General features: G+C 53.6%; 18 protein-coding genes and 4 pseudogenes. 13 read left to right on the forward strand and 9 right to left on the reverse strand.

Features of this window, described 5'->3' with window-relative positions:
• Window positions 1–51: 51 nt before the first annotated feature.
• Together ABNF92_RS19750 and ABNF92_RS19755 are read right to left on the reverse strand one after the other, a co-directional pair.
• Window positions 52–372, reverse strand: a complete 321-nt coding sequence (locus tag ABNF92_RS19750; protein WP_108019771.1) for a hypothetical protein — start codon at window positions 370–372, stop codon at window positions 52–54.
• Window positions 373–624: 252 nt separating this feature from the next.
• Window positions 625–1,122, reverse strand: a pseudogene (locus ABNF92_RS19755) (Tn3 family transposase); the annotation flags it as partial.
• A 460-nt stretch (window positions 1,123–1,582) separates the two neighbouring features.
• Between ABNF92_RS19755 and phnC the strand changes: the two are divergent.
• The 5 genes and pseudogenes from phnC to ABNF92_RS19780 form a co-directional block, all read left to right on the forward strand.
• Window positions 1,583–2,266, forward strand: a pseudogene (gene phnC / locus ABNF92_RS19760) (phosphonate ABC transporter ATP-binding protein); the annotation flags it as partial.
• A 133-nt stretch (window positions 2,267–2,399) separates the two neighbouring features.
• The gene (gene phnD / locus ABNF92_RS19765; protein ID WP_011783500.1) at window positions 2,400–3,263 is read left to right on the forward strand and encodes a phosphate/phosphite/phosphonate ABC transporter substrate-binding protein; all 864 of its coding nucleotides are present in this window, start codon (window positions 2,400–2,402) and stop codon (window positions 3,261–3,263) included.
• Between the two features lie 10 nt (window positions 3,264–3,273).
• Window positions 3,274–4,104 (forward strand): phosphonate ABC transporter, permease protein PhnE, encoded by an 831-nt coding sequence (gene phnE / locus ABNF92_RS19770; protein WP_011783501.1) that lies wholly within the window; start codon window positions 3,274–3,276, stop codon window positions 4,102–4,104.
• 9 nt (window positions 4,105–4,113) lie between these two features.
• A complete protein-coding gene (locus tag ABNF92_RS19775) occupies window positions 4,114–5,124 on the forward strand; it encodes a phosphonate dehydrogenase (protein WP_011783502.1) in 1,011 nt (336 codons plus the stop codon).
• Window positions 5,118–5,978, forward strand: coding sequence for a LysR family transcriptional regulator (locus ABNF92_RS19780; protein WP_199453018.1), 861 nt, complete (start codon window positions 5,118–5,120; stop codon window positions 5,976–5,978). Before ABNF92_RS19775 ends, ABNF92_RS19780 begins: the two co-directional genes overlap by 7 nt.
• A gap of 25 nt (window positions 5,979–6,003) precedes the next feature.
• Here the strand turns inward: ABNF92_RS19780 and ltrA are convergent.
• The 5 genes and pseudogenes from ltrA to ABNF92_RS19805 form a co-directional block, all read right to left on the reverse strand.
• A pseudogene (gene ltrA, locus ABNF92_RS19785) lies at window positions 6,004–6,738 on the reverse strand (group II intron reverse transcriptase/maturase); the annotation flags it as partial.
• 218 nt (window positions 6,739–6,956) lie between these two features.
• On the reverse strand, window positions 6,957–7,538 hold the full coding sequence (locus ABNF92_RS19790) for a DUF6448 family protein (protein ID WP_011786660.1): 582 nt from the start codon (window positions 7,536–7,538) through the stop codon (window positions 6,957–6,959).
• Between the two features lie 216 nt (window positions 7,539–7,754).
• Window positions 7,755–8,894, reverse strand: a complete 1,140-nt coding sequence (locus ABNF92_RS19795) for an AraC family transcriptional regulator (RefSeq protein ID WP_011784783.1) — start codon at window positions 8,892–8,894, stop codon at window positions 7,755–7,757.
• Complete coding sequence (locus tag ABNF92_RS19800; RefSeq protein ID WP_019677803.1) at window positions 8,885–10,210, reverse strand: ATP-binding protein; 1,326 nt, start codon at window positions 10,208–10,210, stop codon at window positions 8,885–8,887. Before ABNF92_RS19800 ends, ABNF92_RS19795 begins: the two co-directional genes overlap by 10 nt.
• Window positions 10,200–10,863, reverse strand: a pseudogene (locus tag ABNF92_RS19805) (response regulator transcription factor). The gene ABNF92_RS19800 and the pseudogene ABNF92_RS19805 overlap by 11 nt, the downstream one beginning before the upstream one ends.
• Window positions 10,864–11,030: 167 nt before the next feature.
• On the opposite strand from ABNF92_RS19805, the gene ABNF92_RS19810 reads away from it, so the two are divergent.
• The 6 genes from ABNF92_RS19810 (at window position 11,031) to ABNF92_RS19835 (ending at window position 17,408) form a co-directional block, all read left to right on the forward strand.
• Entirely contained in the window at window positions 11,031–12,347 is a 1,317-nt protein-coding gene (locus ABNF92_RS19810; protein WP_222534947.1) for a ferric reductase-like transmembrane domain-containing protein, read from the forward strand.
• A 76-nt stretch (window positions 12,348–12,423) separates the two neighbouring features.
• The gene (locus ABNF92_RS19815) at window positions 12,424–12,804 is read left to right on the forward strand and encodes a PepSY domain-containing protein (RefSeq protein WP_019677800.1); all 381 of its coding nucleotides are present in this window, start codon (window positions 12,424–12,426) and stop codon (window positions 12,802–12,804) included.
• 54 nt (window positions 12,805–12,858) lie between these two features.
• On the forward strand, window positions 12,859–13,332 hold the full coding sequence (locus tag ABNF92_RS19820; protein ID WP_011784788.1) for a DUF2271 domain-containing protein: 474 nt from the start codon (window positions 12,859–12,861) through the stop codon (window positions 13,330–13,332).
• Between the two features lie 22 nt (window positions 13,333–13,354).
• A complete protein-coding gene (locus ABNF92_RS19825; protein WP_222534946.1) occupies window positions 13,355–15,574 on the forward strand; it encodes a PepSY domain-containing protein in 2,220 nt (739 codons plus the stop codon).
• A gap of 75 nt (window positions 15,575–15,649) precedes the next feature.
• The gene (locus ABNF92_RS19830) at window positions 15,650–16,402 is read left to right on the forward strand and encodes a VIT1/CCC1 transporter family protein (RefSeq protein WP_011784790.1); all 753 of its coding nucleotides are present in this window, start codon (window positions 15,650–15,652) and stop codon (window positions 16,400–16,402) included.
• Between the two features lie 319 nt (window positions 16,403–16,721).
• Window positions 16,722–17,408: an SOS response-associated peptidase gene (locus ABNF92_RS19835; RefSeq protein WP_222534945.1), complete on the forward strand. Its 687-nt coding sequence runs from the start codon at window positions 16,722–16,724 to the stop codon at window positions 17,406–17,408.
• Between the two features lie 244 nt (window positions 17,409–17,652).
• On the opposite strand, the gene ABNF92_RS19840 is transcribed toward ABNF92_RS19835, so the two are convergent.
• A complete protein-coding gene (locus tag ABNF92_RS19840) occupies window positions 17,653–20,328 on the reverse strand; it encodes an ATP-binding protein (RefSeq protein ID WP_222534944.1) in 2,676 nt (891 codons plus the stop codon).
• The gene (locus tag ABNF92_RS19845) at window positions 20,306–21,220 is read right to left on the reverse strand and encodes an alpha/beta hydrolase (protein ID WP_062786910.1); all 915 of its coding nucleotides are present in this window, start codon (window positions 21,218–21,220) and stop codon (window positions 20,306–20,308) included. The genes ABNF92_RS19840 and ABNF92_RS19845 overlap by 23 nt, the downstream gene beginning before the upstream one ends.
• Window positions 21,221–21,401: 181 nt before the next feature.
• Between ABNF92_RS19845 and ABNF92_RS19850 the strand changes: the two genes are divergently transcribed.
• Together ABNF92_RS19850 and ABNF92_RS19855 are read left to right on the forward strand one after the other, a co-directional pair.
• A complete protein-coding gene (locus ABNF92_RS19850) occupies window positions 21,402–21,779 on the forward strand; it encodes a hypothetical protein (RefSeq protein ID WP_062786907.1) in 378 nt (125 codons plus the stop codon).
• Window positions 21,776–22,729 (forward strand): response regulator, encoded by a 954-nt coding sequence (locus ABNF92_RS19855; RefSeq protein ID WP_222534943.1) that lies wholly within the window; start codon window positions 21,776–21,778, stop codon window positions 22,727–22,729. The genes ABNF92_RS19850 and ABNF92_RS19855 overlap by 4 nt, the downstream gene beginning before the upstream one ends.
• Window position 22,730: the final 1 nt, after the last annotated feature.

Consider the following 22,730-nt stretch of genomic DNA (forward strand, 5'->3'; position numbering starts at 1 on the left):
ACAACCAATTTAGAAAGCAGTATACAATTTTATATGTTTTTGTCTATTTTTTTAGGCCGGACCTTCGCTCTTGCAGTAGTGCACAATCGCGGTATATACGACGCGATTCATAGGAACCTGGTCGCGCTCTGCCAGAGCTTTCGCCTTTTGGTGGACATCATCGGCAAGCCAGAGAGACTTGGCCTTGCCGTTCTTTGGGGATGCCAGGTATTGAAGGTCGGTGAATTTTCGAGCGTTGAGCAGGGCGGTTACTGCTTCGTCGTAGATGTCGTTCATGAAAGTGTTCTTCTGCACCGCCATCATTTTGATGGTTTTATGGAGGTCGTCGGACATCTTGACTTGCTGGAGCGTCCGTTCGGCTTTTACTGTCACGGGCATACCCTGTTGGATCGGTGAGTGTCTGCGGGTGGGCCTGAGCGAACCCGCGAGATCTAATTTTGTATGTTGCTATATTATCTTATGTTAGCTCACTCTTCCGCCGAAAGTTTCTTTATGTAATTTCCGGCCAAAAGGCTATTGTCGATCCGTTGTGTCGGCCACCAGCCAATATCACTTTTTAATCGGACCACTTCTGGATTACTGTCTCAAATAGGGGTCAGCTCACGAAACGGAAAAAATCGTACGCTAAGACCTCTGCAGTGTTCGTAACGATCGGTACTTTCCTTGTTCGACCTGTTTGTCCTGCTGCCAGATATAGTCGCCGGTCAGGTTGATGTGCTCCCAGCCCAAGGGAGAAAGATGCCGCAGAAGCGTCTCGTCGATATCCCGGCCGTCTTCGCGCAGTGCTTGAACCGCCCGCTCCATATAAACCGTATTCCAAAGGATAATAGCGCTGACGACGAGATTGAGTCCGCTTGCACGGTAGCGTTGATTCTCGTAACTGCGATCGCGGAGTTCACCGAGCCGGTTCAGGAAGACGGCACGAGCCAGCGCGTTCTTAGCCTCGCCCTTATTCAAACCAACCTGCACGCGGCGACGCAGTTCGACGTTTTGCATCCAGTCGAGTGCGAATAATGTTCGCTCAATGCGGCCCAGCTCGCGCAATGCGATCGCGAGGCCATTCTGACGCGGATAGCTCCCGAGCTTGCGCAGCATCAGTGATGCGGTGACAGTGCCCTGCTTACTTTATTTCGAATTAGTAAGTGCAAGGCTGTCCTTGCCCACCCTTAAGGCCACACCTTGAATTGCTGCCCGTTTCCAGATCCACCCCACCATAGTCAGCACCTGGAAGCGCGACCTATTGGAGAGCGCGTCCGACCTCCTCGAAGGCAAGAGTATAGTCGGTAAGCAATTCGATGAACTCAGCACGGACGAACTGTACCGTGAGATTCGCCGACTGACGGTGGAACGCAATTTTTGTTGCTTAAGCTCCTGGGTGGCTCGTTCCACTTTGGCTGAGCTCCATGTATTTCACAGAGCCCTTCGGAAAATCCTTGCGAACCAAAAGCACTTCATCAACCTGTCACGTCAGTGACACGACAGTGTCATCTCTCAGCTTTACCGTTCAATTGTAACTCGCAATACGGCGAGCTTATTTATTGCAAAAGGTGATCCTGTGGCGCCAACTCAATCAACCAATGTGATGCTTCGAGTCGAGAGTATGGGCGTAACCTACCCGGGAAACGTCCTCGCGCTCAAACCCACCAACGTTCACTTTCACAAGGGCGAATTCACCGTGCTACTGGGACTTTCAGGCGCGGGTAAATCCACTCTGCTTCGTTCACTGAATCACCTGGTTAAGCCCACAACCGGGAAGGTTGTGTCTGGCGAGTTTGGTGAACTGACCAACCGTAGAATCCTGCGACAGCACCGCAGCCGCACCGCCATGGTGTTCCAGCATCACCAGCTGATCGAACGATACACCGCGTTACAGAATGTGCTGACAGGCAGACTTGCGTATCACGGTACTTGGCGAAGCCTGCTTCCCCTGCCCCGGCAGGACCTGGAGTTGGCTCTGCAATGCCTCGACCGCGTAGGTCTGGCTGACAAAGCGCTTTCCCGAGTAGATCAGTTGTCCGGCGGCCAGCAGCAGCGGGTTGGAATCGCCAGAGCATTGGTGCAGCAACCATCCATGATTCTTGCCGATGAGCCCGTTGCCAGCCTGGATCCGGCCACTTCTGAAAAGGTACTCGGCCTACTGCGCGATATTTGTCAGGAAGATGGAATCACCGCGGTTATTTCCTTGCACCAATTGGAATACGCCCAGCGTTTTGCAGACCGGATCATCGGCCTTTCGAACGCTCATATCGTTTTTGACGATGCTCCTGAAAACCTGAAATCGAAACACCTGGACGAGATTTACCACCGTTCACCCAGCGTGGTAGCTGCGGAAGGCAAACCAGCCATCCATAAACCTAAGACCACCCCGATAACGACAGACGTACTGGAGAGATAGCACAATGAAGACAATGATTCACTCTTTGCTGGCTCTGATAATGATGCTCGGCATCCATTGGTCAGCCCATGCCGCAGATACAGACCCTGATCTTTTGAAAGTTGCCTTGCTGCCGGATGAGAACGCGTCAGAACTGATCAAGCGAAACCAACCTTTGAAGGATTACCTGGAAACCACTCTTGGTAAGGAAGTAGAACTGATTGTTACCACCGATTACTCCTCCATGATCGAAGCCATGCGTTTTGGCCGAATTGACCTGGCTTACTTTGGTCCGTTGTCCTATGTGATGGCCAAGAGTAAGAGTGACATTGAACCCTTTGCCGCCATGGTGGTAGACGGGAAGCCGACTTATCGCTCCATCATTATTGCCAATGCGGACTCTGGCGTTGGCTCCTTCGCGGATATCAAAGGCAAGAAAATGGCCTACGGTGACCGCGCATCCACTTCCAGCCACCTGATCCCCAAGACCGTACTCCTTGAGAAGGCAGAGCTCGAAGCCGGAAAGGACTATGAGGCTCATTTCGTCGGTAGCCATGACGCTGTTGCGGTTAACGTCGCCAATGGCAATGCCGACGCCGGAGGGTTGTCCGAAGTTATCTTCGAGCATGTGATGGACCGCGGTTTGATTGATCGGAGCAAGGTCAAAGTGCTGGGCTACAGCGGTGACTTTCCTCAATACCCCTGGGCCATGCGTTCGAACCTGGCCCCTGAGCTGAAGAGCAACATTCAGAAAGCCTTTCTGCAGATCGATGACCCGGAGATTCTCGACAACCTGAAGGCTGAGGGATTCGCGGCAATTACCGACGAAGATTACGATGTCATCCGCGCTATGGGTGTCCTGCTCAATCTTGATTTCGCAAAAATGTGAGGAGTGCCCCATGAACTATACAACGACGGAACCGGCGACTCTGTCGCCGGCCCCGTCGGCCTCCGTGCTGGATGAGCACGCGAAAGGCTGGCGGAAAAAACTCGGACAGTCGCTGTTAGTGCTGCTCATCATTTTTGTCGCAAGTTGGTACGTAGGGCTGCTCAATTTCAATACACTTGCCAATGGCGTGCCAGCCATAGGCACACTCATTGGCGAATCTCTTCCACCTGACTTCACCAATGTGGCCAGCTGGGTGTCGCCGTTAATCGACACGCTTGCGATGAGCATTGCCGGTACTGCCATTGCAGTAACCTTGTCTGTGCCACTGGCATTCCTGGCTGCGCGCAACACCTCTCCACATCCGGTGGTGTTCCAAGTAACTCGAACCCTTTTAAACGGTTTGCGTTCAGTCCCGGAACTGATCATGGGCATCATCTTCGTGGCTGCTGTTGGTTTTGGGGCGTTGCCTGGCGTACTGGCGCTCGGTCTTCACTCCATTGGCATGGTTGGAAAGTTTTTTGCCGAAGCGATTGAGCATGTAGATGAGGCGCCAGTGGAAGCGGCCGATGCTGCCGGCGCTACTCGCTTGCAGGTGCTCTATCACGCCGTGCTGCCACAAGTACTTCCTCAATTCGCGGACGTGTCCATTTATCGCTGGGAATACAATTTCCGTGCCTCGACCGTAATGGGCATGGTGGGTGCCGGTGGTATTGGCTTCGAATTGATGGGCTCGCTGAGAATCATGCAGTATCAGGAAGTCAGCGCCATTCTCATTGTCATCTTGTTGATGGTCACCGTCGTGGACAGTCTCAGTGGCCGCCTTCGTAAGAAATTCAAATAAGGAACGTCGATGAAACCCAAGGTTGTGATAACCCATAAGATCCATGACAGTGTTCTGGATGAACTTGCCCAAGATTGCGAGCTGGTCACCAACCAATCCGGCGCCACGTTGCCCCAGGAGGAAGTGGCTGCGCGCGTTGCAGACGCTGATGCGATGATGGCGTTCATGCCAGACCGAGTTGGAGTGGAGTTCCTACAGGGGTGTCCGCGCTTGAAGGTGATTGGTGCAGCCCTGAAAGGCTATGACAACTTTGATGTGGATGCCTGCACGCGTCATGGGGTTTGGCTGACATTTGTACCGGATTTGCTAACCGTGCCTACTGCAGAGCTAACGGTCGGGCTGACGATCAGTCTCACCCGACAAGTCAAGGCGGCGGACCACTTCGTTCGATCCGGTGAATTTACTGGCTGGACACCACGCTTCTATGGGCAGGGGATCGAAGGCTCACGGATTGGTATTGTGGGTATGGGGGCCATCGGCCAAGCGGTGGCGCAGCGCCTGAACGGATGGGGAGCGGATTTAATCTATTCCCAGCCGGAACGTTTACCCGTGCAGCATGAGCAGGCACTGGGTTTGTCCCATACTCCCCTCAAGATGCTGCTGGCCCAGTCAGATATTGTGATCCTGGCACTGGCGCTCAATGAGCAAACTCTCCACACCATTAATCGCGAAACGCTAACAGGAATGAAACCGGGCGCATTCCTTATCAATCCCTGCCGTGGATCTGTGGTGGATGAGGGTAGTGTTCTGCAAGCGCTTCAATCCGGTCAGTTGGGGGGGTACGCCGCTGATGTGTTTGAGATGGAAGATTGGGCGAGAGAAGATCGTCCGAGGGAGATCGCCCAGGGGCTCAGGGCCCACCCCAACACGCTGTTTACTGCTCACATCGGATCGGCAGTCAGCCAGGTGCGTCTGGCTATCGAGCAACGCGCTGCTCGGAACATTCTGCAAGTGCTTCGGGGTGAGCGGCCGGGTGATGCGATCAATGATCCCAGTGGCCGCGAGAGCGGCCCATGCTGAATCTTGTCTGGCTGAAGAGTTTCGTGGCGGTGCTGGACCACAACGGGTTTCAGGCCGCAGCCCGCCAGTTGGACATCGCACAACCCACACTGTCCCAGCACCTTCAAAAACTCGAAAACCAACTTGGCGTTTTATTGGTCCACAGGGGGCGCTCTGGCTGTGAGCCAACCCGGGCTGCCTTAACCTTGTTGCCTTTTGCCCGAAGTCTGCTCCGGCTGGAGGAGCAGGCGAGATCTTCCATTATGGAGGCTCGACTTCGCGTTGGGGCGAGCTCCAATATTGGGATTTATATGCTCCAGCCCTACATCCGTCGTTACAAGGAGCTGGGCGTAGGGCCCGAGGTGGATGTGGTAATAGATTCCAATCCGACTATTGCACGGCATTTATCGGACGGTGAGCTGGACGTGGCGATTATGGAGTGGTGGCATGATCTACCCGGATTCCATGCTCAGGCGTGGCGTAACGAGCCCGTTGTTCTAATCGTTCCGCCTGGTCACCCGTTAGTCCGTCGAACCGATATCGACCGCGATACGCTGTCTAACATGGCTCTGATCGGCGGCGAACCCGGCACCGGCACTGGCCGGCTTTTGGCGACCTACTTCGGTGAGCATGGGCCATTTCCGACGGTATCTATGCAGCTGGGTAGCACCGAAGCCGTCAAGCAAGCGGTTAAGGTCGGACTTGGCGCATCGTTGGTGCTTGAAAGTTCTGTACGGGAGGAGGTCCAAAATGGAAGTCTGGTGGCTATTCCCGTGAGTGAGCCTGGCCTTAGCAAGGAGCTGATGGTGATTTATCCGAGCAGCCTGGACAAACACAGGCCAGTATACTCGTTTGTTGGGCATCTCTGTGAATAGCTATTGGGTCCACCTCACGCATATCTAGCTGGGAATGCAGATACTGAGCCTCACGCTCACTTCGACAACGCAGTATTCCGTCATCTGCATATCGGCAGAATGGGATATCCGGATGACGAACGGTCAGCCAACGATCCAATGCATAATGCAGAAACAGGTTTGCCAGAACTGGCGATAACGGGCCACCTTGTGGTGTGCCAACGTTCCGTCGTTCCTGCTTACCATCTTTCGTCTGCATCGGTGCCGTTAGCCAGCGCCTCACATACAGCAGCACCCAGGATTCAGAGCAATGGTGGTCAAGGGCCTTGAGCAATAGCTCATGATCAATATGATCAAACAAGCCACGGATGTCATACTCCAGCACCCAGTCCCTTTCCCAGCACCGCTTTCGCGTGATCGCAAGCGCATCATGCGGGGATTTCCCGCGCCGATACCCGTACGAGTCCACATGAAAGACAGGTTCCAGGATAGGTTCCAGCGTCATAGTAACCACAGTTTGCGCTATACGATCGCTAACCGTGGGTACCCCGAGCAATCTTTCTCCTCCACTTTTCTTCGGAATTGGAACTGCTTTGACGGACGGTGGGAAATAGCTGCCGGACGACATCCGATTCCAAATTAGATAGAGGTTCTTACTTAAGTCTCGATCAAAGTCCTGAATCGTCTGGCCATCTACACCGGCCGCACCTCGATTTGATTTAACGCGCTGATACGCCTTCCATACCTGGCGCTTGGAATTTTTTTCTCTAATTGCGGAAATACCGAAATTAGATAAAACACAGCACGCCCCTCAGTTAGTAATATGGCTGCCCGATATCCCGGAATGATTATGAAGCGGAGATTGGTGTTGGCTTCATTTATGTTTTTTGATGCGCCTTAATAGAATGATGGTACCAATTCAGCCGAAGGCGAAACTGGAAATGAATACAACGGCAAAGCAGGCCGTCAGCCTGCTTTGCGTCTGCGTGAAGATAGGAATTAGTGCCCCTGCCCTCCAGCAGCGCCATGCACGCCCTCTATATAGTGAATGTAATTGACGTAGTCAGCGACAAAGGCACGCCCCTTATCGCCGCTTTGATCAGCCATGGCCCTTGTACGCTGAGCCTCATGATAACGCTCACGAATACCGTTCTCGATCTTGCGGGTTATATTTGCCACGAGGCGATCAATTTGCCCGTTTTCCAACGCCGCATCCGCCGCCATTAAACCCGGATCAATCTGTCCGGAAGGCTTGATGCCGGTAAAGGGTGCGCCTTCGGAGGCACGATGAACCTCAACGAGCGTCGAGAACAGATGCTGATCGGCAATGTTTTTCGCAGTTTCGCTTTGCCCGCGGACTTGGCGCACATCGGCGAATACCCTTTTGATTTCGGCCTCATCCTTTGCCGGCACCCATTTGAGCAAGGGCTTAACATTGCCTGACTCCAGTGCCGCACGGGCTTCGGTAATCACGGGACCGTCCAGAGCATCACAATGAGCTTGGGCGCTACCGGCAAACATCAGGCTGAAGATTGCTGCGGCCACTGCGGGAACAGTGGTTTTGCGTAATTTGGTTTTCATACATGACCTCCTCATAGTGCGTTGAGCTTCACGAGCACCGGGTTTGGTGGCGCTTGGCAATCAGAGTACGGAAGGGAGGTCAAAGAAGCGTTCTCAGGTACGAAACCGAACCGATTCCATCGGTTTGGAAATAAAATATATAATTCAAAAGGATAGAGGTTTCAGTATCGGGTGAGAGCGTACTCGAACGCCGGGTAGCCAGGTTCAGGATCGTGGCTAGGGTCGGATATCGCCCTGCAGGGCTCGTCGGCGATATTCACTGGGGGTAAATCCTGTCTCTTTCTTGAAAGCAGTGTTGAATACGGACTTCGAGTTGAAGCCAGAGTCATACATAGTTTGCAGAATATTTGCCTGATTGGCTGCATCGGCCAGGCGCGATTTCGCCTCGTCGATGCGATAGCGACTGACGAACTCAAAGAAATTGCAGCCAAAGCCTTGGTTAATGGCCCGTGAAACCTCTCTTGAAGGGGCGCCCAATTTCCGTGAAAGTTGTTCCAGGGTCAGGTTGGGGTGCAAGTGGGGCTTTTCCTGGTGCATTAACTGTTGGAGCCTGACCTTTAAAGTTTGATCAAACTGCGGCGTGGGCTCTTCTTCCAGCAAGGCGGCCTGGTCTGCTGCCAATCCAGAGAAAACAACGGGTTGGCGAAGAGAGTTTATCATCAGAAAATTGATGAAAATGAAGCCCGTTACAGCGCCAGCGCCGGCCACCCACTCGGTTCCAGGCACGCTTCTAAACACATGCGCTGTAAGGCAGTACATCATGCTCACGGTCCAAGCCACTGCATAGCCGATCAGAAGCGTCCGTAACCACGCAAGTTGTTTGTTTTCAATACTCGAGAAAATCTGTCGAATACCAAGGCCGAAACGGTTAATCGCACGAATAGTCGCGTACAGGTAGCCCAGAAAGACCGCGTGAATAGCGACTGCAAGAAGGGGAGAGGTAAGTACGCCCGGGTGGTCCCGTTCAAGCAGAATCTGAACTTTGGTCTCGCTTGGCTGTAAATAATATTCAATCAGAAAAATTGCGCCGACCACCCAGAAGAGCAACGTGTGCACGAGATGCTTCCCGCGTAACTGGAAATTCTGATACATCAGCGATTGCGCATATAGATAGAGCGAGCCGGCTTGTAGAAGTCCGATGAGTGTTCCGAGGTAGGCGAAGTTTGGGTACTGGAGCGCAAGCCCGCTGCCATAGAGGAAGATCTCTCCCAGCCCGGCGGCGAAGAACACCAGAGTGGCAACCAGGAGTCGGTTAGATATGAGCCCACTGTTGGATGGAAGTAGGAGAAAAACGGCAAGAGCCAGCGATTGAATGATGCTCGTCAGCAGCACAATGTCGGTGAGTGTCAGATACATGCCAGATTCAGCTCCGCTTCAAAACCATCCTGCCGTCCTGTTGCCGGCGATCTGAGATGCAGGGTCATGCCGGCACCTTTAGCAATCGCATCGGCAATCGCGAGGCCCAGGCCAGAACCTGCAGCGTCCGTTTTGGCGCGTGCAAACCGGTTTCTTAAAAGAGCGAGCTGTTCCGGTGGCACTCTTGCACCGCCATTGCAGACCCTTAAAACCCCATTATCGTTCAGGTTGATCTTCACCGGCTCGCTACGGGAACCATGCTTAAGGGCATTCTCGATCAGGTTACGCACCAGGATGGCGAAGGCATCGGGATCAAGAAAGGAGTTCACTTCGCGCTCCGGCAGGGATAAAACAACTCGCCCGGGTGCCTGGGCCTCAAAATCCCGGGCAATCATCGCGAGGATGGGCACAAGATCCTGCTGACTTTGTGAGAGTGCACCGCCACCTTCTGCTTTTGCCAACTCGAGCAGTTTTCCGGACAGCACCGAGAGACTGCGTAACGCTTCTTCAATTTCTGCAACATCATTCTTGAGATAATCATCGGGCATTCTGGTTTTCAGTCGCTGCACTTTGGCAAGCGCTGTTGCCAGGGGAGTTCGCAGTTCATGGGCACTGTTGGCGGTAAAGCTGCGTTCTGATTCGAGAGCACGATGCAAACGCTCAAGCAGCCGGTTGATGGCACCGGCGATTGGTTCAAATTCACGGGGTAACTGCTCTTCTACAACAGGGGACAGATCTCCCGCGCCGCGGGATTCAATGTCTTGCTGAAAATCGACCACCTTACGAAGGGAAAGCCGGACAATCCACCAGACACCCAACAGGCTGACCGGAATCAGCACCAGTAAAGGCAACAGTAAGGCTAATCCCGCCTCCAGAGCGGATTCACGCCGGTGCGCCAAGGGTTCGGCCACTTCAAGATAGATGGTATAGCTGACTGCAGATACGCCATATAGCCGGTGGGTCAGAGTATCTGAAAACCCTTCCGCGGGGGTCCTGCTAAACACGCCAGGGTCGGCATCGTGGGACTGGAGCAGAATATTTCCAGCTTCGTCCCGTACCAGATAGGTCAGGTATTCGTCATGGTCTTTCAGGGCTGGGGCCTTTTGATTGCCCGCGCCGTTCTCACGGTTCAGGATGTCGGTGACCGCCAGTGGCAGTATGCGCTGGGCGGTTTCTTCCAGGGCACTGTCGAAGACCTCGTTCATTTCATGCTGTGCCACCAGTCCCGAAGCGGTCACGCCCAACAGCCAGAGTAGGGTGACACCGAGTGTCAGGCCGATACCGAGTGTTTTTTGCAGGCTGGTTCTAGTGGTCATGTGTTTCCAGGCGATAGCCCATTCCCCTGACGGTTACGATAGCGTCCCGCCCCAGCTTTTTACGCAGACGGCTGACATAAACTTCGATGGTGTTACTTTCGATTTCGGCCCCGAAAGCGTATAGACGATCCTCCAGTTGCGATCGCGATAACAGCATTCCGGGTCGCTGGATAAAGCCCTCAAACAATGCCCACTCCCGTGCCGTAAGTTCTACCGGCAGGCCGTTGCGACTGATGCGGTGATCGCCAAGATCAATCATCAGCTCGCCCACTTGTATGATCGGGCTTGGATTGCCGCGATATCGGCGACACCGCGGCCACGCGGGCCGACAACTCCGAAAGATCAAAGGGTTTGACCAGGTAGTCGTCAGCACCGGCATTCAATCCTTCAATCCGGTCAGACACCTGATCCCTGGCGGTCAGAATGATCACCGGTGTTGTTATTCCGGTAGCCCGGATCGTTCGCAAAAAGCCGAAGCCATGGCCGTCGGGCAGCATCAGGTCCAGCAGAATCAGGTCGTAGGCTGTGGTCCTGATACTCGCCTCAGCAAAGCGCAGAGTTTGCACCCAGTCCACGGCGTGGCCGTCGTCCGCAATCTGATCCCGGACCGCCTCGCCCAATCCCGCCGTATCCTCCACCAAAAGAACCCGCATTGTTCACCTCTGACCCAGCCCTGAAATCAAGATACTACAGCTCGAACCTGACAACAGCCTGAATGGTCAATAACGCTTCGATCTCTCTTCACCGACCTTCAGCTGGCTGTCAGGTTTGGGCGCTAGCCTTCGGGGGAATATTCCAGGTACCGATCGCAGGAGATGTGATGATGCGGATGATTTTTCCTTTCGTTGTGTTGGTTTTGGGCCTATGGGCCTGGAACCTCTTTGCAGGTCCTGGGGCCGGTTCTCCCTGGGCAGTCTATGACCAGAGCCTGCTGCTCAGTGGGCTGTTATCCATTGCTCTGATGTCACTGACCATGATGCTGGCACTGCGCCCAGCCTGGTTGGAGAGACCGCTGGGCGGGTTGGATCAGATCTATCGCACCCACAAATGGGCGGGCATTCTGGCAGTGGTATTCGCGGCAGCTCATTGGCTGATTGAAATGGGTGACGATGTTATAGAGTCGATTTTCGGAAAGGCCGGCAGGCTGCACGATCAGGATTATTCCGGGTTCATCGACACCATGCGCGATGCTGCGGAAGAGGTAGGGGAGTTGGCCGTCTATCTGCTGTTCGCCATGCTGTTGATCACTTTGTGGCGCAAGTTTCCCTACAAATACTGGCGTTATTTGCATCGCGGCATGCCGGTGCTTTATCTGTTGCTCGCTTTCCACGCGGCGTGGCTGACTCCGCTGCAATGGTGGCAGCAGCCAATCGGACTACTGATGGCCATTTTGCTCTTTGGCGGGAGCATCGCCAGCGGGCTATCTCTGACCGGCAGAGTTGGTCGTCGTCGCCAGGTTCGCGGCATGGTCACCGCGATCAAAACACCAGACCGGAACGTCACCGAAGTTACCTGCCACATGGGGCCGGCATGGCCCGGTCACCGTGCGGGGCAATTCGCCTTTGTGACCTTCGACCGGATTGAGGGTGCGCACCCGTTCACCATCGCCAGTGCGGATCGGGAAAATGGCACTGTTACCTTCCTCATCAAATCCCTCGGAGACTTTACCCGCAATCTGAGCCAGAAAATCAGCGTGGGGCAAACCGTAAATATAGAAGGCCCTTACGGCTGTTTTAACTTCGATCGCCGCAACCGCAAATCCCACCAGATCTGGATAGCCGGTGGCATCGGGATCACGCCGTTTCTGGCCTGGCTCGAAGCTCTAAGCAGCGCCACCGACGCCACCGTGCCTGAAGCCGATCTGCATTACTGCACGCGCAACGCCGGCCAGGATCCCATGGTGGATCGACTTCGGGCGCTTTGCGATGGCTTTCCCGGGATACACCTCGAGATTCATGACAGCAGCAAGGGGCAGGGGTTGTCTGCCGAGACGTTGTCTACCAACGGACGCTCGGCAGCAGGCGCAGAGGTCTGGTTCTGCGGCCCGGCAGGGCTGGGGGAAGCCATTAGAAACGGCTTGCGGGCAGCACCCTTCCGCCTGACTCGCTTCCATAAAGAAGCTTTTCAGTTCCGCTGAAATGGCCTCGTTTGTTCAGGTCGTTGTCAGGTTAGCGCCTTAGAGTGGATTTAACACAACCAGCAGGAGAGACACCATGAAGACCAAACCCATTATTCTGAGCCTGTCTTTGTTACTTCTGAGCGGCACCGCACTGGCCGATGACGACTGCGATGATCCGGTGGCGAGTTGGCAGCCCCGTGAAAATCTGCGTGAAAAGCTGGAAGCCGAAGGCTGGACAGTTCACCGAATAAAGGTTGACGACGGTTGTTATGAAGTCCGGGGCCTCGATGCCGATGGGGTCAGGGCAGAAGCCTCTTTCGCGCCCGCTTCATTGACCATGATGAAATGGGAGCGTGAAGACAGTGACGATGAGGAGAGGGACCGCGGCAACAGGAAAAATGGACAGGACAATCCCAAAAGTCAGGCGCCACGCAACGGCATCGTCAAGGGGCGTCCCACGGTTACCGTTGAGTAACTGAGCGAATTTGCCCTGTTCCTTTAACGTTCATCAGGTTTTTGGAGACCATTTATGAAAACGTTTGTTCTCACTTGCAGCCTTTTCGCCGCCTTGGCTTTACCGGTATTCGCCCAGGCCCGTGACGTGACCTTCACTACGGAACTACAGAATTACGGCGGCGATGGAGCCTATCTGGCGCTGTATCTTACCGATGCCGCCGGAGAGTATCAGGGTACCCTTTGGGTTTCCGGGAAGAAATCTAAATACTACAAACACCTGGGAGGCTGGGCCCGGGGCAGTGGGCTTGATCCTGCAGAGTATGACGGCTTGACTGGCGCCAGTGTTACCAGTGGCCGCACGCTGAAAGTTACTCTGAACCTCGATGATTCGCTGATCGACAACGGCTATGAGGTTCGGGTCGACTCTGCTGTTGAAGATATGCGCGATATCAGAGCTGATGTGATAGCCCCCCTGACCACCGAAGGGTCCGGCAAGCCGGTTTCAGGACGTGGTTACGTGCGCGCTCTGACCTACGAGCTTCAATAATTCACCAGGAGCATCGGCTATTATGTTGCGCAAGTTCCACAGTTTACCGGGTTTGCTTGCAGGCGTGTTCCTGATCGTTCTCTCGGTCACGGGAGCTGTGTTGGCTTTGGCTCCGACGCTGGATAGAGTGTCAGCGGTCATTCCGGCTTCCGGTGAAGTCAGTATTGCCGAACTGGCTGACCGGGTTGTTGCTCACTATCCCGGGACTGAGCAGATCGTGCGAGAACCTTCTGGCAAGGTCATTGTGTATTACAGCCATGACGGCCAGGCCGGTGCGGATCTGGTGAATCCGGTAACAGGTGAGGGCACCGCACCCTACGAACCTTCCGCATTTTTTGGCTGGGTCAAGGACCTGCACCGTGCGTTTATGCTGGATGATGCCGGTAGAGCGCTGGCCGGCGTATTAGCTGCTTTGATGGTACTTCTGTGTCTTTCGGGAATATTGTTGATAGCCCGGCGTACCGGGGGTTGGAAGAATATACTAAGACCGCTTTCCGGCTCAGGCGGGAAACGAATCCATGCCGAGCTGGCCCGGTTTGCCGTGCTCGGCCTACTGTTATCCGCACTGACCGGTAGCTATATGTCGGCACAGCGCTTTGGTTTGCTGCCGGAAGCGCCTGACACAGGGCCAGGGTTTCCGGCTGAGGTCTCGGGCGGGCAACCATCGCCTGTGGGCACCTTAAAAGCGCTAGGCAATTTCGATCTTGGCGAACTCCGGGAACTGGTGTTTCCCTATCCCGGTGATCCGCAGGACGTCTATTCGCTGTCAACCGCCGGCGGCTCCGGATTCGTGGACCAGGCTACGGGCGAGTTGCTGCAGTTCCAGCCGCGCTCTGACAGCGGCGTATTGCAGGACTGGATTATCCGTTTGCACACCGGTGAAGGCCTATGGTGGCTTGGCCTGATTCTTGGCGCTGCGGCACTGACTGTGCCAGCTCTCTCGATAACAGGTGCAACCATCTGGTGGCAGCGTCGCCGGTCGTCAGGACAGTTTCCTGACAATGCCGATGCCGCTCAGGCGGATACGATTATCCTGGTCGGCTCCGAAGGTAATGCCACCTGGGGATTTGCCCGTGAACTCCATAGCAGTCTGAATAAGGCCGGTTTCCGTGTGCATTGCAGCGAGATGAATGCCCTGGCTAAGCAGTATCCGCAGGCTTCCAGGCTGTTCGTGCTGACTTCGACATACGGCGATGGTGATGCACCCGCATCGGCCCGGCAGTTTATGGCCAGGCTCAAAGAATTCCGGGCTGAGAAGAACCTGCGATACACGGTACTGGGTTTTGGTGACCGGCAGTTTCCGAACTTCTGTCAGTTTGCCTTGTCGGTGGATGCTGCGCTCGCCGGTAAAGGCGTCAGCCGTTTGCACGCCATTGAACTGATTGATCGGTGTTCTGCCTCGCAATTCAGTGAGTGGGGAAACCGGGTTGGTGAGGTTATCGGTACTCCGCTTTTCTTGAACTACTGTGCATTGCAGCCAGCAACGGTCAAACTGGAACTGGTAGAAAGGGCGGATTACGGGATTGCGGTTCAGGCGCCCACCAGTATCTTCCGGTTCAAACCGGCGGAGCAGGGCGGATGGCTAACGGCTTCTCCAAGAAGATTTAAAGCGCTGCCACCGTTCGAGGCGGGAGACCTTTTGGGGGTTATTCCCCCACACGGTCAACCCCCGCGGTTCTACTCGCTCGCGTCCTCGGCAAATGACGAAATTGTTGAGATATGCGTCCGTAAGCAGGCCGGCGGTCTTTGCTCCGGTTATTTGCATGACCTCAAGCCGGGTGATTGTATCGATGGCTTCATCCGCCCCAATCCAGGCTTTCGGCCAGCTACAGGTAGCCAGCCAGTTATCCTAATCGGTGCAGGTGCCGGCATTGGTCCGTTAACCGGTTTCATCAGAAACAATACCAGTTGCAACCCTATGTATCTGTACTGGGGCGGTCGCGATGCCAGGTCAGATTTTCTCTACCAACCTGAGCTTGGGCGCTATCTTGAGGATCATCGACTGAGCGGGCTGAACACAGCCTTCTCAAGAACAGACGAGCGCGCCTACGTGCAGGATAAGCTCAAACAGGATGAATTAGCCGTGCGACAGATGGTTAACACCGGTGCGCAGATACTGGTCTGTGGTGGCCGGGATATGGCGGCGGCTGTGCGGCAGGTTATAGAAGACATTCTCAAACCCTTGCACATCGATATTGAAACTCTGAGAGGCCAGGGACGTTATCTTGAAGATGTATATTGACAGATAAAGTGACAAGGTCGAACTGAGCCTATAATCCCAAAGCACCAAATCGCGTCCTGAACAGGAAGCTGAAAGATGCCATCCACAGAAAATGAAAGACTGCTCAGCGAGCACCAGCCTAATGCCGTTCGTGCACGGCTTGCTGGTCCCGTTAAGGCCTCGACGCTACCAGATGCTGTGCTTGGCGGCATCGATGGCTGCGTTACAACGTTTGCGGTTGTATCGGGTGCGTTCGGCGCAGGTTTCTCGCCACAGGTTGCGTTGGTACTCGGCTTTGCAAACCTGATTGCAGACGGCTTCAGCATGGCGGTAAGTAATTACGAAGCGGGCCAGGCGCAGTTGAATCAGATCAAATTTGCTGAACGCACAGAACGTGAACATATCCGTGCTGTGCCAGAAGGTGAACGTGAGGAAATTCGCCAGCTGTTTCAGGCGAAGGGATTCGACGGCGAATTGCTGGAGCAAGTAGTGGAGGCTATCAGTCGTAATCCCGATGTGTGGGTAGCAACCATGTTGCGAGAAGAGTACGGACTCTCGGGTGCCGGACTCAGCCCACGCCGAGCCGCGTTGACTACCTTCGCCGCATTTTTGTCGGTTGGTGCTTTACCTTTACTGCCTTATGCCATCCCGGGTATGGAGAGTCAGATTCAGTTCCTGACGAGTCTTGGTTTGGCAGGCGTCGTCTTCTTGGGTATCGGAATGCTTAAAAGTATCGTCTATGGCTTACCAGCAATGCGATCAGGACTCCGGACTTTGATCATGGGTACGGCCGCAGCGGGGCTGGCGTTTGCTACTGGGCATTTTGCGCAGGGGTTATTGGGGGGTTAGTTCTTCAGCGGTGAATAGACAATTTAACATAATATTCCCCTAAGAGCTGATATTCATTCGCGTACCCGCTATTGGAATTAACGGCGGATTTCTCGCTCTGTTCGCCCAATGAGTGTAGTTGCAGAATTGAATTTTTAAAGCACAACTCATGCTGAAATGAAAATTATTTAGCAAGGGCCAGTCGTCGACTAATTACTGCGCAACTTTATGAATTGTGGAAAAAATGGTGTCGATATCATTGATGCCAAAGGCTTAGCGTACAATTTTTTCCGTTTCGTGAACTGACCCCAAATACAGCCACGAGTTCTAAGTTTCAGTTATGTGCGGACGATTCGTCATTCATACTCCTCTGAGCGTCATCGCCAGAGACTATTTTGGGGTACAGGTTTCGGTGGGAGACACGCTCGCCAACTACAATGTGACCCCCGGGCAGCAGATTGCAGTCATTCGTATGGGCAGTGGTGGCGATGATGGTGAAGGGTTGATTTTTGACCGGTCATATTGGGGGTTCAGGCCGAAGAGCGCTGGAGAGGATGCGCCTTTAAGTATTAACGCTCGTGCTGAAACCGTGGCCAGTTCGCGTTACTTCTCCCATTCCTTTCTTAACCGCCGATGTTTGATCCCGGCCAATGGCTGGTATGAATGGCAAAAAACTGCCTCTGGGAAACAGCCTTTTTATGTTACGCCCAGAGAGGACGTGTCGGACCCTCTACTTTTCTTTGCAGGCATCTGGACGCCTACAGGGCAGGGGGTAAGCACCTGTTGCGCAATTATTACAGAGCCGGCCGCCAGGGAATTCGATGAGGTCCACCACCGGCAGCCGGTGATACTGGATGCCCAGACCATCCAAAGCTGGATCAGTCCTGAGATTCAGGACCGCAACAGCATAAAGGCCCTTGTACGGAGACGGCCTATTGACCAGCTGACTTGGTTCCCGGTATCGACCGATGTCAATAAACCCACGAACAACAATGAAAGCCTTATCATCCCGGCTGATCGTTTCTAAGGGTATAAGCAATGTCAGGGTATTATGTTTTTGCCACTACTGAGGATAGGGTCAGGTGGTACAAGTACGATAGCAGCAAGATTGAACCTGGTGCGTTTGAGGTTGTGGATGTATTAGATTTGTCTGTTATTCCAACCTGTGTAGATAAACCTCACGCGAAGCAAGTGGCAAAGAAGCTGGGACTAAAAAGCTGGCGATACGTCAAGATTGGTTAAAAATGGCGCTGCGCCCAAAATCGGACCACTTATGACGTTGCCTGCTTATCCTTTGTGGACGCAGGGTTGGTCGTTAAGAGCTGATCCGGAGCTGCTGATAGCGTTATTTCGAATGCGGCACCCTTATGGCTTGGAACCAAACGGATCTGACCTCCCATTTGCGTAACCATAGTTTGGCAAATAGACAAGCCAATACCGAGCCCCGAGCTATCGGGGCCTGGGTTGAACGGCTCAAAGAGCGTTGGTATTAAGTGGCCGGGTAGTCCAGGTCCATTGTCCAAAATCTGAAGGCGGCTCACCGGGCCTCCCGGGCCGGTATCTCGACTGGCGATAATGCTGATCTGAGGATTTTGTGATTTGAAGCGATCAAAAGCGTCGAGGGAATTCCCTATCAGATTGCCGATGGTTTGGATCAGGGCATTCTTGTTTCCAAAGACCAACGTGTCATGCAGCCCTTCTTCTGTGATTGTTATCTTGGCTAGGCGCTCAGCATGGAGGGTTTTCGCTTGGGCGACGGCACGATGCAGCGGCACTGACTCCACGACAGGCGTATTCTCAGGGGTCAAGAAGTCTTTGAGATCCCCAACAAGATTGCCGATTCGTTCGAGGCCGATTTGAGCCTCTTCCAAAGCTTCGTTCCGGATATCTAGATTTTTGTGTTTACTCGCAATCCTCACGGCGCTTAAAGCCACATTGAGGGGGTTGCCAATCTCGTGGATCAGAGCTCCTGATAAATGCGATATCGATCGCCACCTCTCGGATTGAATCAGTTGCGCTTCTGATCGGCGTAGATCATCCATTGCGCGGCTCAGTTCCTGGTTTCGTTCGCTAAGGGCTTTTTCCAGATCAGACCGCCGTACCAGATTACTCACGCGGGCTTTGAGCTCTACCCAGCTGAAAGGCTTGGCAATAAATTCGTCAATGCCCAGATCTAAGGCATCCTGCTTGAGCGTGTCCCTGGCATTAGCGGTAATCAATAGAATTGGAATTGTAGATGTCGCTGGGTCCTGCTTAAGCTTTCGAGCGACTTCCAAGCCATCTTTCCCCGGGAGCATGTGGTCGAGGAGGATGGCGTGCGGAAGATGGGATGCTATGTGTTTATCGGCTGTAGACCCTTCGTTCAGCCACACCAGGTCATAGTCGGCTTTCAGCGCATCCAGCATCATCGAAGCAATGTCGGGCTCATCCTCTACAAGAATGATCAACGGTTTTCCCGGTGATCGATAGGCTTTACCGGTGGTTTCTGGAGCCGAGTATGTATCAAAATTGAGCAGGTAATCGCTTTCGGCCTCCCTACGAAGGTCCTTATTATCCGTTGGCTGTTGGGCAGGGGCGCCGGCTTGATTTTCTGTCAAGGGAAGCCGAAGAGTAAATGTGGCGCCGTCGCCAGGCTGGCTAAGCACGGAAACGGTGCCCAAGTGGGCCTCTACAATTTCCTTTACCAGGGCAAGCCCTATGCCTGTGCCTTGGGACTGTCTGGAAGTTGAACCGTCGGCCTGCCGATATCGCTGGAAAATAATCTCGTGGTGCTCAGTGCCAATTCCTACGCCATTATCCTCAACTCTCAGGACGGCCTGGTCATTCTCTACGAAGAGTTCAACGTTTATTCGGCCATCGTCAGGGTCGGTAAATTTGTAGGCGTTCTGGATCAGGTTGAAGCAAACTCGTTCTAACTGACTTTCGTTGCCTTCCACCCAGACAGGATATGAGGGCCAACTGGTCGATAATTGACGGTGGTTGTCGCGGCCAAAAAGCGGTGCAAGCTGATCGGTACAAACCTTGAGAACCTCAGCTAGATCGAGGCGGGTGTAGCTTACGGTTGTTTGGGAGGTATTTTCTAACACCATTAGTTCGAGTAGGTCATTGACCAGCTTGGTCAGCCGCCCTCCATTGCGAACGATTTGTTCCAAGACTTTCCTTGCGGGTGCGGGGAGTAGGTTCGCCTGCTGCTGCAAAAGGTGTTTGGCCGGGCCTACAATGACGGCCACGGGTGTTCGCAATTCATGGGAAACGTTAGCAATAAACTCTGATTTTCTGCGGTCCATTTCCTGGAGCGCTTCGTTGGATTTCTGTAGCTGCATTTCTTGTGCGTAGGAATAGAAACGAACCCGATAAGAAAAGTAGGCTGCAAGAATCGCAATCACGCCGGTGAGGAAAATGAAGTAACCGTTGTTTATAACAATCCGCCAAGCATCGTCGGGAATGCCCGCCAAAACGCTGACGAATAGGTAGGCCATCACCGAAAACGTGGTGTAAAAAACCGCCTCTCGAAAGGTCAGACCCATGATGAAACCAATACCGATCATCACCAGGTTGATACCCGCATAGTAGGGTGAAACGGCTCCCTCAGTGACATAGATAATCACGCACACCGTGGCGATGACTGATCCAGTAAAGATGGCAGTAATCCTGAAGAGGTGAGGGCGCATCGAGGGGAGGGTTGTTAGGCCGAACATTAAAGCGAGGAACCCGACCTCGAAAAGCCGGAGGGCTGTAAATTGCGCGAAATGATCAGGGTAAACAATGTAGTCGAGCGGGATGCCCAGTGTCACGATGACAATGCTCACTAGGCATCCGATCTGGTTCAGATACGCCCGATCTGCCCAGTTTTTTTCACGAAAGCCTGCGCGATATTCATCCAGATGTCCAAGATCTCGAAAGGCCGGACTGAATCGTCCGAGCTTAGCGTGCAGTTTCTTCAACATCGGCCTTGCTCGATACTCGATCCATAAAAGACGTCATGGCTGCGTGATACAGAGGCCAGTTCTCAAACATTGGCAAGTGGCCTGATCTGTCGATCAGAGTCATTTTGCTATTGGTGAGGGCCGCATGGAGGGCTTCAGTATTGGGGATAGGAACGTAGGGGTCCTGGTTGCCCGACATAACAAGCACTGGAGCTGTAACCTTTGGCATATAGGGTCTCAGGTCAAGACTTGCCAAGTCGCGGAAGTAACTTGCCATCGAAAGACCGGATATAGCCTTCAACGCGGGGAAATAGTAGCTAACGTAGTGGTTGGCATCGGTATCCTCGAAAAACCGATCTGGCTCAGCGACAACATCCCGCATGAAGATCTTATGGACTCCCAAAGAGACCGCATTAACTTTCAGGCCGAGAGCAATCAATGAGCGCCCTGGGAGACCAAATTTAGCCAGCCGTTGGAACGCTGCGTAGATCCCTCCTTCTTCTTTTCCCGACAAAGATCCGCCGATAGAAACGACACCCTCTACTTTTTCAGGGCGGGCTGCCGCTGCCAGCAAAGCCGCATGAGCTCCGGTAGAATGCCCCACCAGAACGCACCTACGTTGACCAATGAGAGCTTCGATCTGGGAGAACACTGCCTCCACCAGTCGACCTGGAGTAATCTGTTCTCCCGATTTCAAGGCTGGTGCGGGATAGTGTCCCGGTAGCGCAATGGAGTAAACCGGACGGTCTCCAAAAACACTAAGATGCTTGGGATACCAGAAGTAGATTGAACAGAGCAGACCATGAATCAATACGACCGGCGTGCCTGGTGCTTGCTCGTTGAACGCCAGGCAGGTTAATCCATCTACATTCACTGTTCGCGGGATGCCATGATTGGCAAACGCATGATTCATGACCGGGATTCCTTTCACTAAACGATCCTAGTTGGCCATACTACCGCTTGTAGATAGCCAAGGTCGTGCTCAAGGGCCGGTTTTTGGACGCGGATCACCTTTTCACATATCGCGTTAATGCACACTTAAAAGCGCTCGAAGTATTTGGCACTGAAGCCACCTTATTCTTGCAAGGATTAGCATGACCGACTGGAAAACCCGCATTGTGTTTGCGGGGCCTGATGGAAAATTCCCTGCTCCGGAGCTCTCCGGACTCGGCGATGTTATTCACATCTCCTTCGCGGAGACGCGCCTGCCGGCTTACGATCTTTTAGTCTTGGTCGATCCGCCGCTTGACTGGCTGGAGCGCACTCACCTGGAAAGGGTTACAGGTGCGGTCTCACTATTGGCGATGTCTTCGCCAACTGCTCAGCATATCCGGGTTGGCCTAAATCGCCTCGGCGTGGACGTAATCTGTGATATTGACGCGATTTACATCGAAGTGGAGCGGCTGCGAAGTCAGCTTTGGACTGCCAGGGCCAAGCAGGCCATATTGTCGCTGGAGCAAGAAAGCCAATGACGCCAACTCGAGTTGGACTGATCGACGATGAAACTCAGGCGCTGAAAATGTTTCAGTGGGAGTTCGGTGAACAGTTCGAGGTTTATACGTTTATCAGTGGTGAGGACGCCTTGGTCGCGCTTGCTGACGGTCTTGTAATTGATGTCCTTATTTCAGACCAGCGAATGCCGAAAATGCCAGGGGATTCGGTTTTAGTAGCGATTCGTCAACGATTTCCGGACATCCAATTATTGATTACAACGGCCTTCGCAGACGTTGAGCCCCTGCGGCGATGCGTAAACGAAGCGGGTGTTTATGGTTACATTGAGAAGCCATGGAAGCCCGACTTGATCGTAAAAATGGTCGAAGAGGCGCGGGCAAAGCAACTTCAGAAGGAATTGGAAAACACTCGCACTCAAGCGCATATCAAAGCCTGGGAGGAAAAGACTCGCGGACGACGTATTGGAGATATCCGGTCAATTTGTAATGTCTTGGAGCTTCCGGAGACCGTTGCTGACAAGTACCTCGATGTGGTTACCAAGGTTGCATCCACGCACACATCCCACTGGACAGACGTTGGGTTGCTGTCGGAATCCGATGATGACCGCATTGCCTTGGATTTTCTGCGAGCTTGCCAATTGATTTGCGCTGAGGAGCCCCGCCACTCGAATGCTCGCCACACAGACAGCATTCCACTGGCCCGCTCCATGGAGCTCATAACTCGGTGCAGTGGCCCGCCTGGCCCGTCATTCGATGTTACGAAAGAGGAAGGCCGGCTGACTGTAAACTTTGATGCATGCGGCGCATTTGGAGATTCGTATTTAGACCCTCTATCTGCCAGGGATCAGGAAACACTTTTCCGGAATGCACTCTTGCTTTTGGCGTTGGCGGAAATGGAAAGGGTTGGGTGGAGCCTGACGGTGGATCCAAGGGAGGATCGCCTTATGGGCTCTGTGACATTCCCAACGTAGT

Origin of the sequence: Marinobacter sp. MMG032, assembly GCF_040112695.1 — a bacterium.
In the GTDB taxonomy this organism is placed as follows: Bacteria; Pseudomonadota; Gammaproteobacteria; order Pseudomonadales; family Oleiphilaceae; genus Marinobacter; species Marinobacter salsuginis.

What these genes read in the sequence shown, in the direction of transcription:
- phnD (WP_011783500.1), top strand. Translation starts at nt 2,400, where the DNA reads ATGAAGACAATGATTCACTCTTTGCTGGCTCTGATAATGATGCTCGGC.
- phnE (WP_011783501.1), top strand. Translation starts at nt 3,274, where the DNA reads ATGAACTATACAACGACGGAACCGGCGACTCTGTCGCCGGCCCCGTCG.
- ABNF92_RS19775 (WP_011783502.1), top strand. Translation starts at nt 4,114, where the DNA reads ATGAAACCCAAGGTTGTGATAACCCATAAGATCCATGACAGTGTTCTG.
- ABNF92_RS19780 (WP_199453018.1), top strand. Translation starts at nt 5,118, where the DNA reads ATGCTGAATCTTGTCTGGCTGAAGAGTTTCGTGGCGGTGCTGGACCAC.
- ABNF92_RS19790 (WP_011786660.1), bottom strand. Translation starts at nt 7,538, where the DNA reads ATGAAAACCAAATTACGCAAAACCACTGTTCCCGCAGTGGCCGCAGCA.
- ABNF92_RS19795 (WP_011784783.1), bottom strand. Translation starts at nt 8,894, where the DNA reads ATGTATCTGACACTCACCGACATTGTGCTGCTGACGAGCATCATTCAA.
- ABNF92_RS19800 (WP_019677803.1), bottom strand. Translation starts at nt 10,210, where the DNA reads ATGACCACTAGAACCAGCCTGCAAAAAACACTCGGTATCGGCCTGACA.
- ABNF92_RS19810 (WP_222534947.1), top strand. Translation starts at nt 11,031, where the DNA reads ATGATGCGGATGATTTTTCCTTTCGTTGTGTTGGTTTTGGGCCTATGG.
- ABNF92_RS19815 (WP_019677800.1), top strand. Translation starts at nt 12,424, where the DNA reads ATGAAGACCAAACCCATTATTCTGAGCCTGTCTTTGTTACTTCTGAGC.
- ABNF92_RS19820 (WP_011784788.1), top strand. Translation starts at nt 12,859, where the DNA reads ATGAAAACGTTTGTTCTCACTTGCAGCCTTTTCGCCGCCTTGGCTTTA.
- ABNF92_RS19825 (WP_222534946.1), top strand. Translation starts at nt 13,355, where the DNA reads ATGTTGCGCAAGTTCCACAGTTTACCGGGTTTGCTTGCAGGCGTGTTC.
- ABNF92_RS19830 (WP_011784790.1), top strand. Translation starts at nt 15,650, where the DNA reads ATGCCATCCACAGAAAATGAAAGACTGCTCAGCGAGCACCAGCCTAAT.
- ABNF92_RS19835 (WP_222534945.1), top strand. Translation starts at nt 16,722, where the DNA reads ATGTGCGGACGATTCGTCATTCATACTCCTCTGAGCGTCATCGCCAGA.
- ABNF92_RS19840 (WP_222534944.1), bottom strand. Translation starts at nt 20,328, where the DNA reads ATGTTGAAGAAACTGCACGCTAAGCTCGGACGATTCAGTCCGGCCTTT.
- ABNF92_RS19845 (WP_062786910.1), bottom strand. Translation starts at nt 21,220, where the DNA reads ATGAATCATGCGTTTGCCAATCATGGCATCCCGCGAACAGTGAATGTA.
- ABNF92_RS19850 (WP_062786907.1), top strand. Translation starts at nt 21,402, where the DNA reads ATGACCGACTGGAAAACCCGCATTGTGTTTGCGGGGCCTGATGGAAAA.
- ABNF92_RS19855 (WP_222534943.1), top strand. Translation starts at nt 21,776, where the DNA reads ATGACGCCAACTCGAGTTGGACTGATCGACGATGAAACTCAGGCGCTG.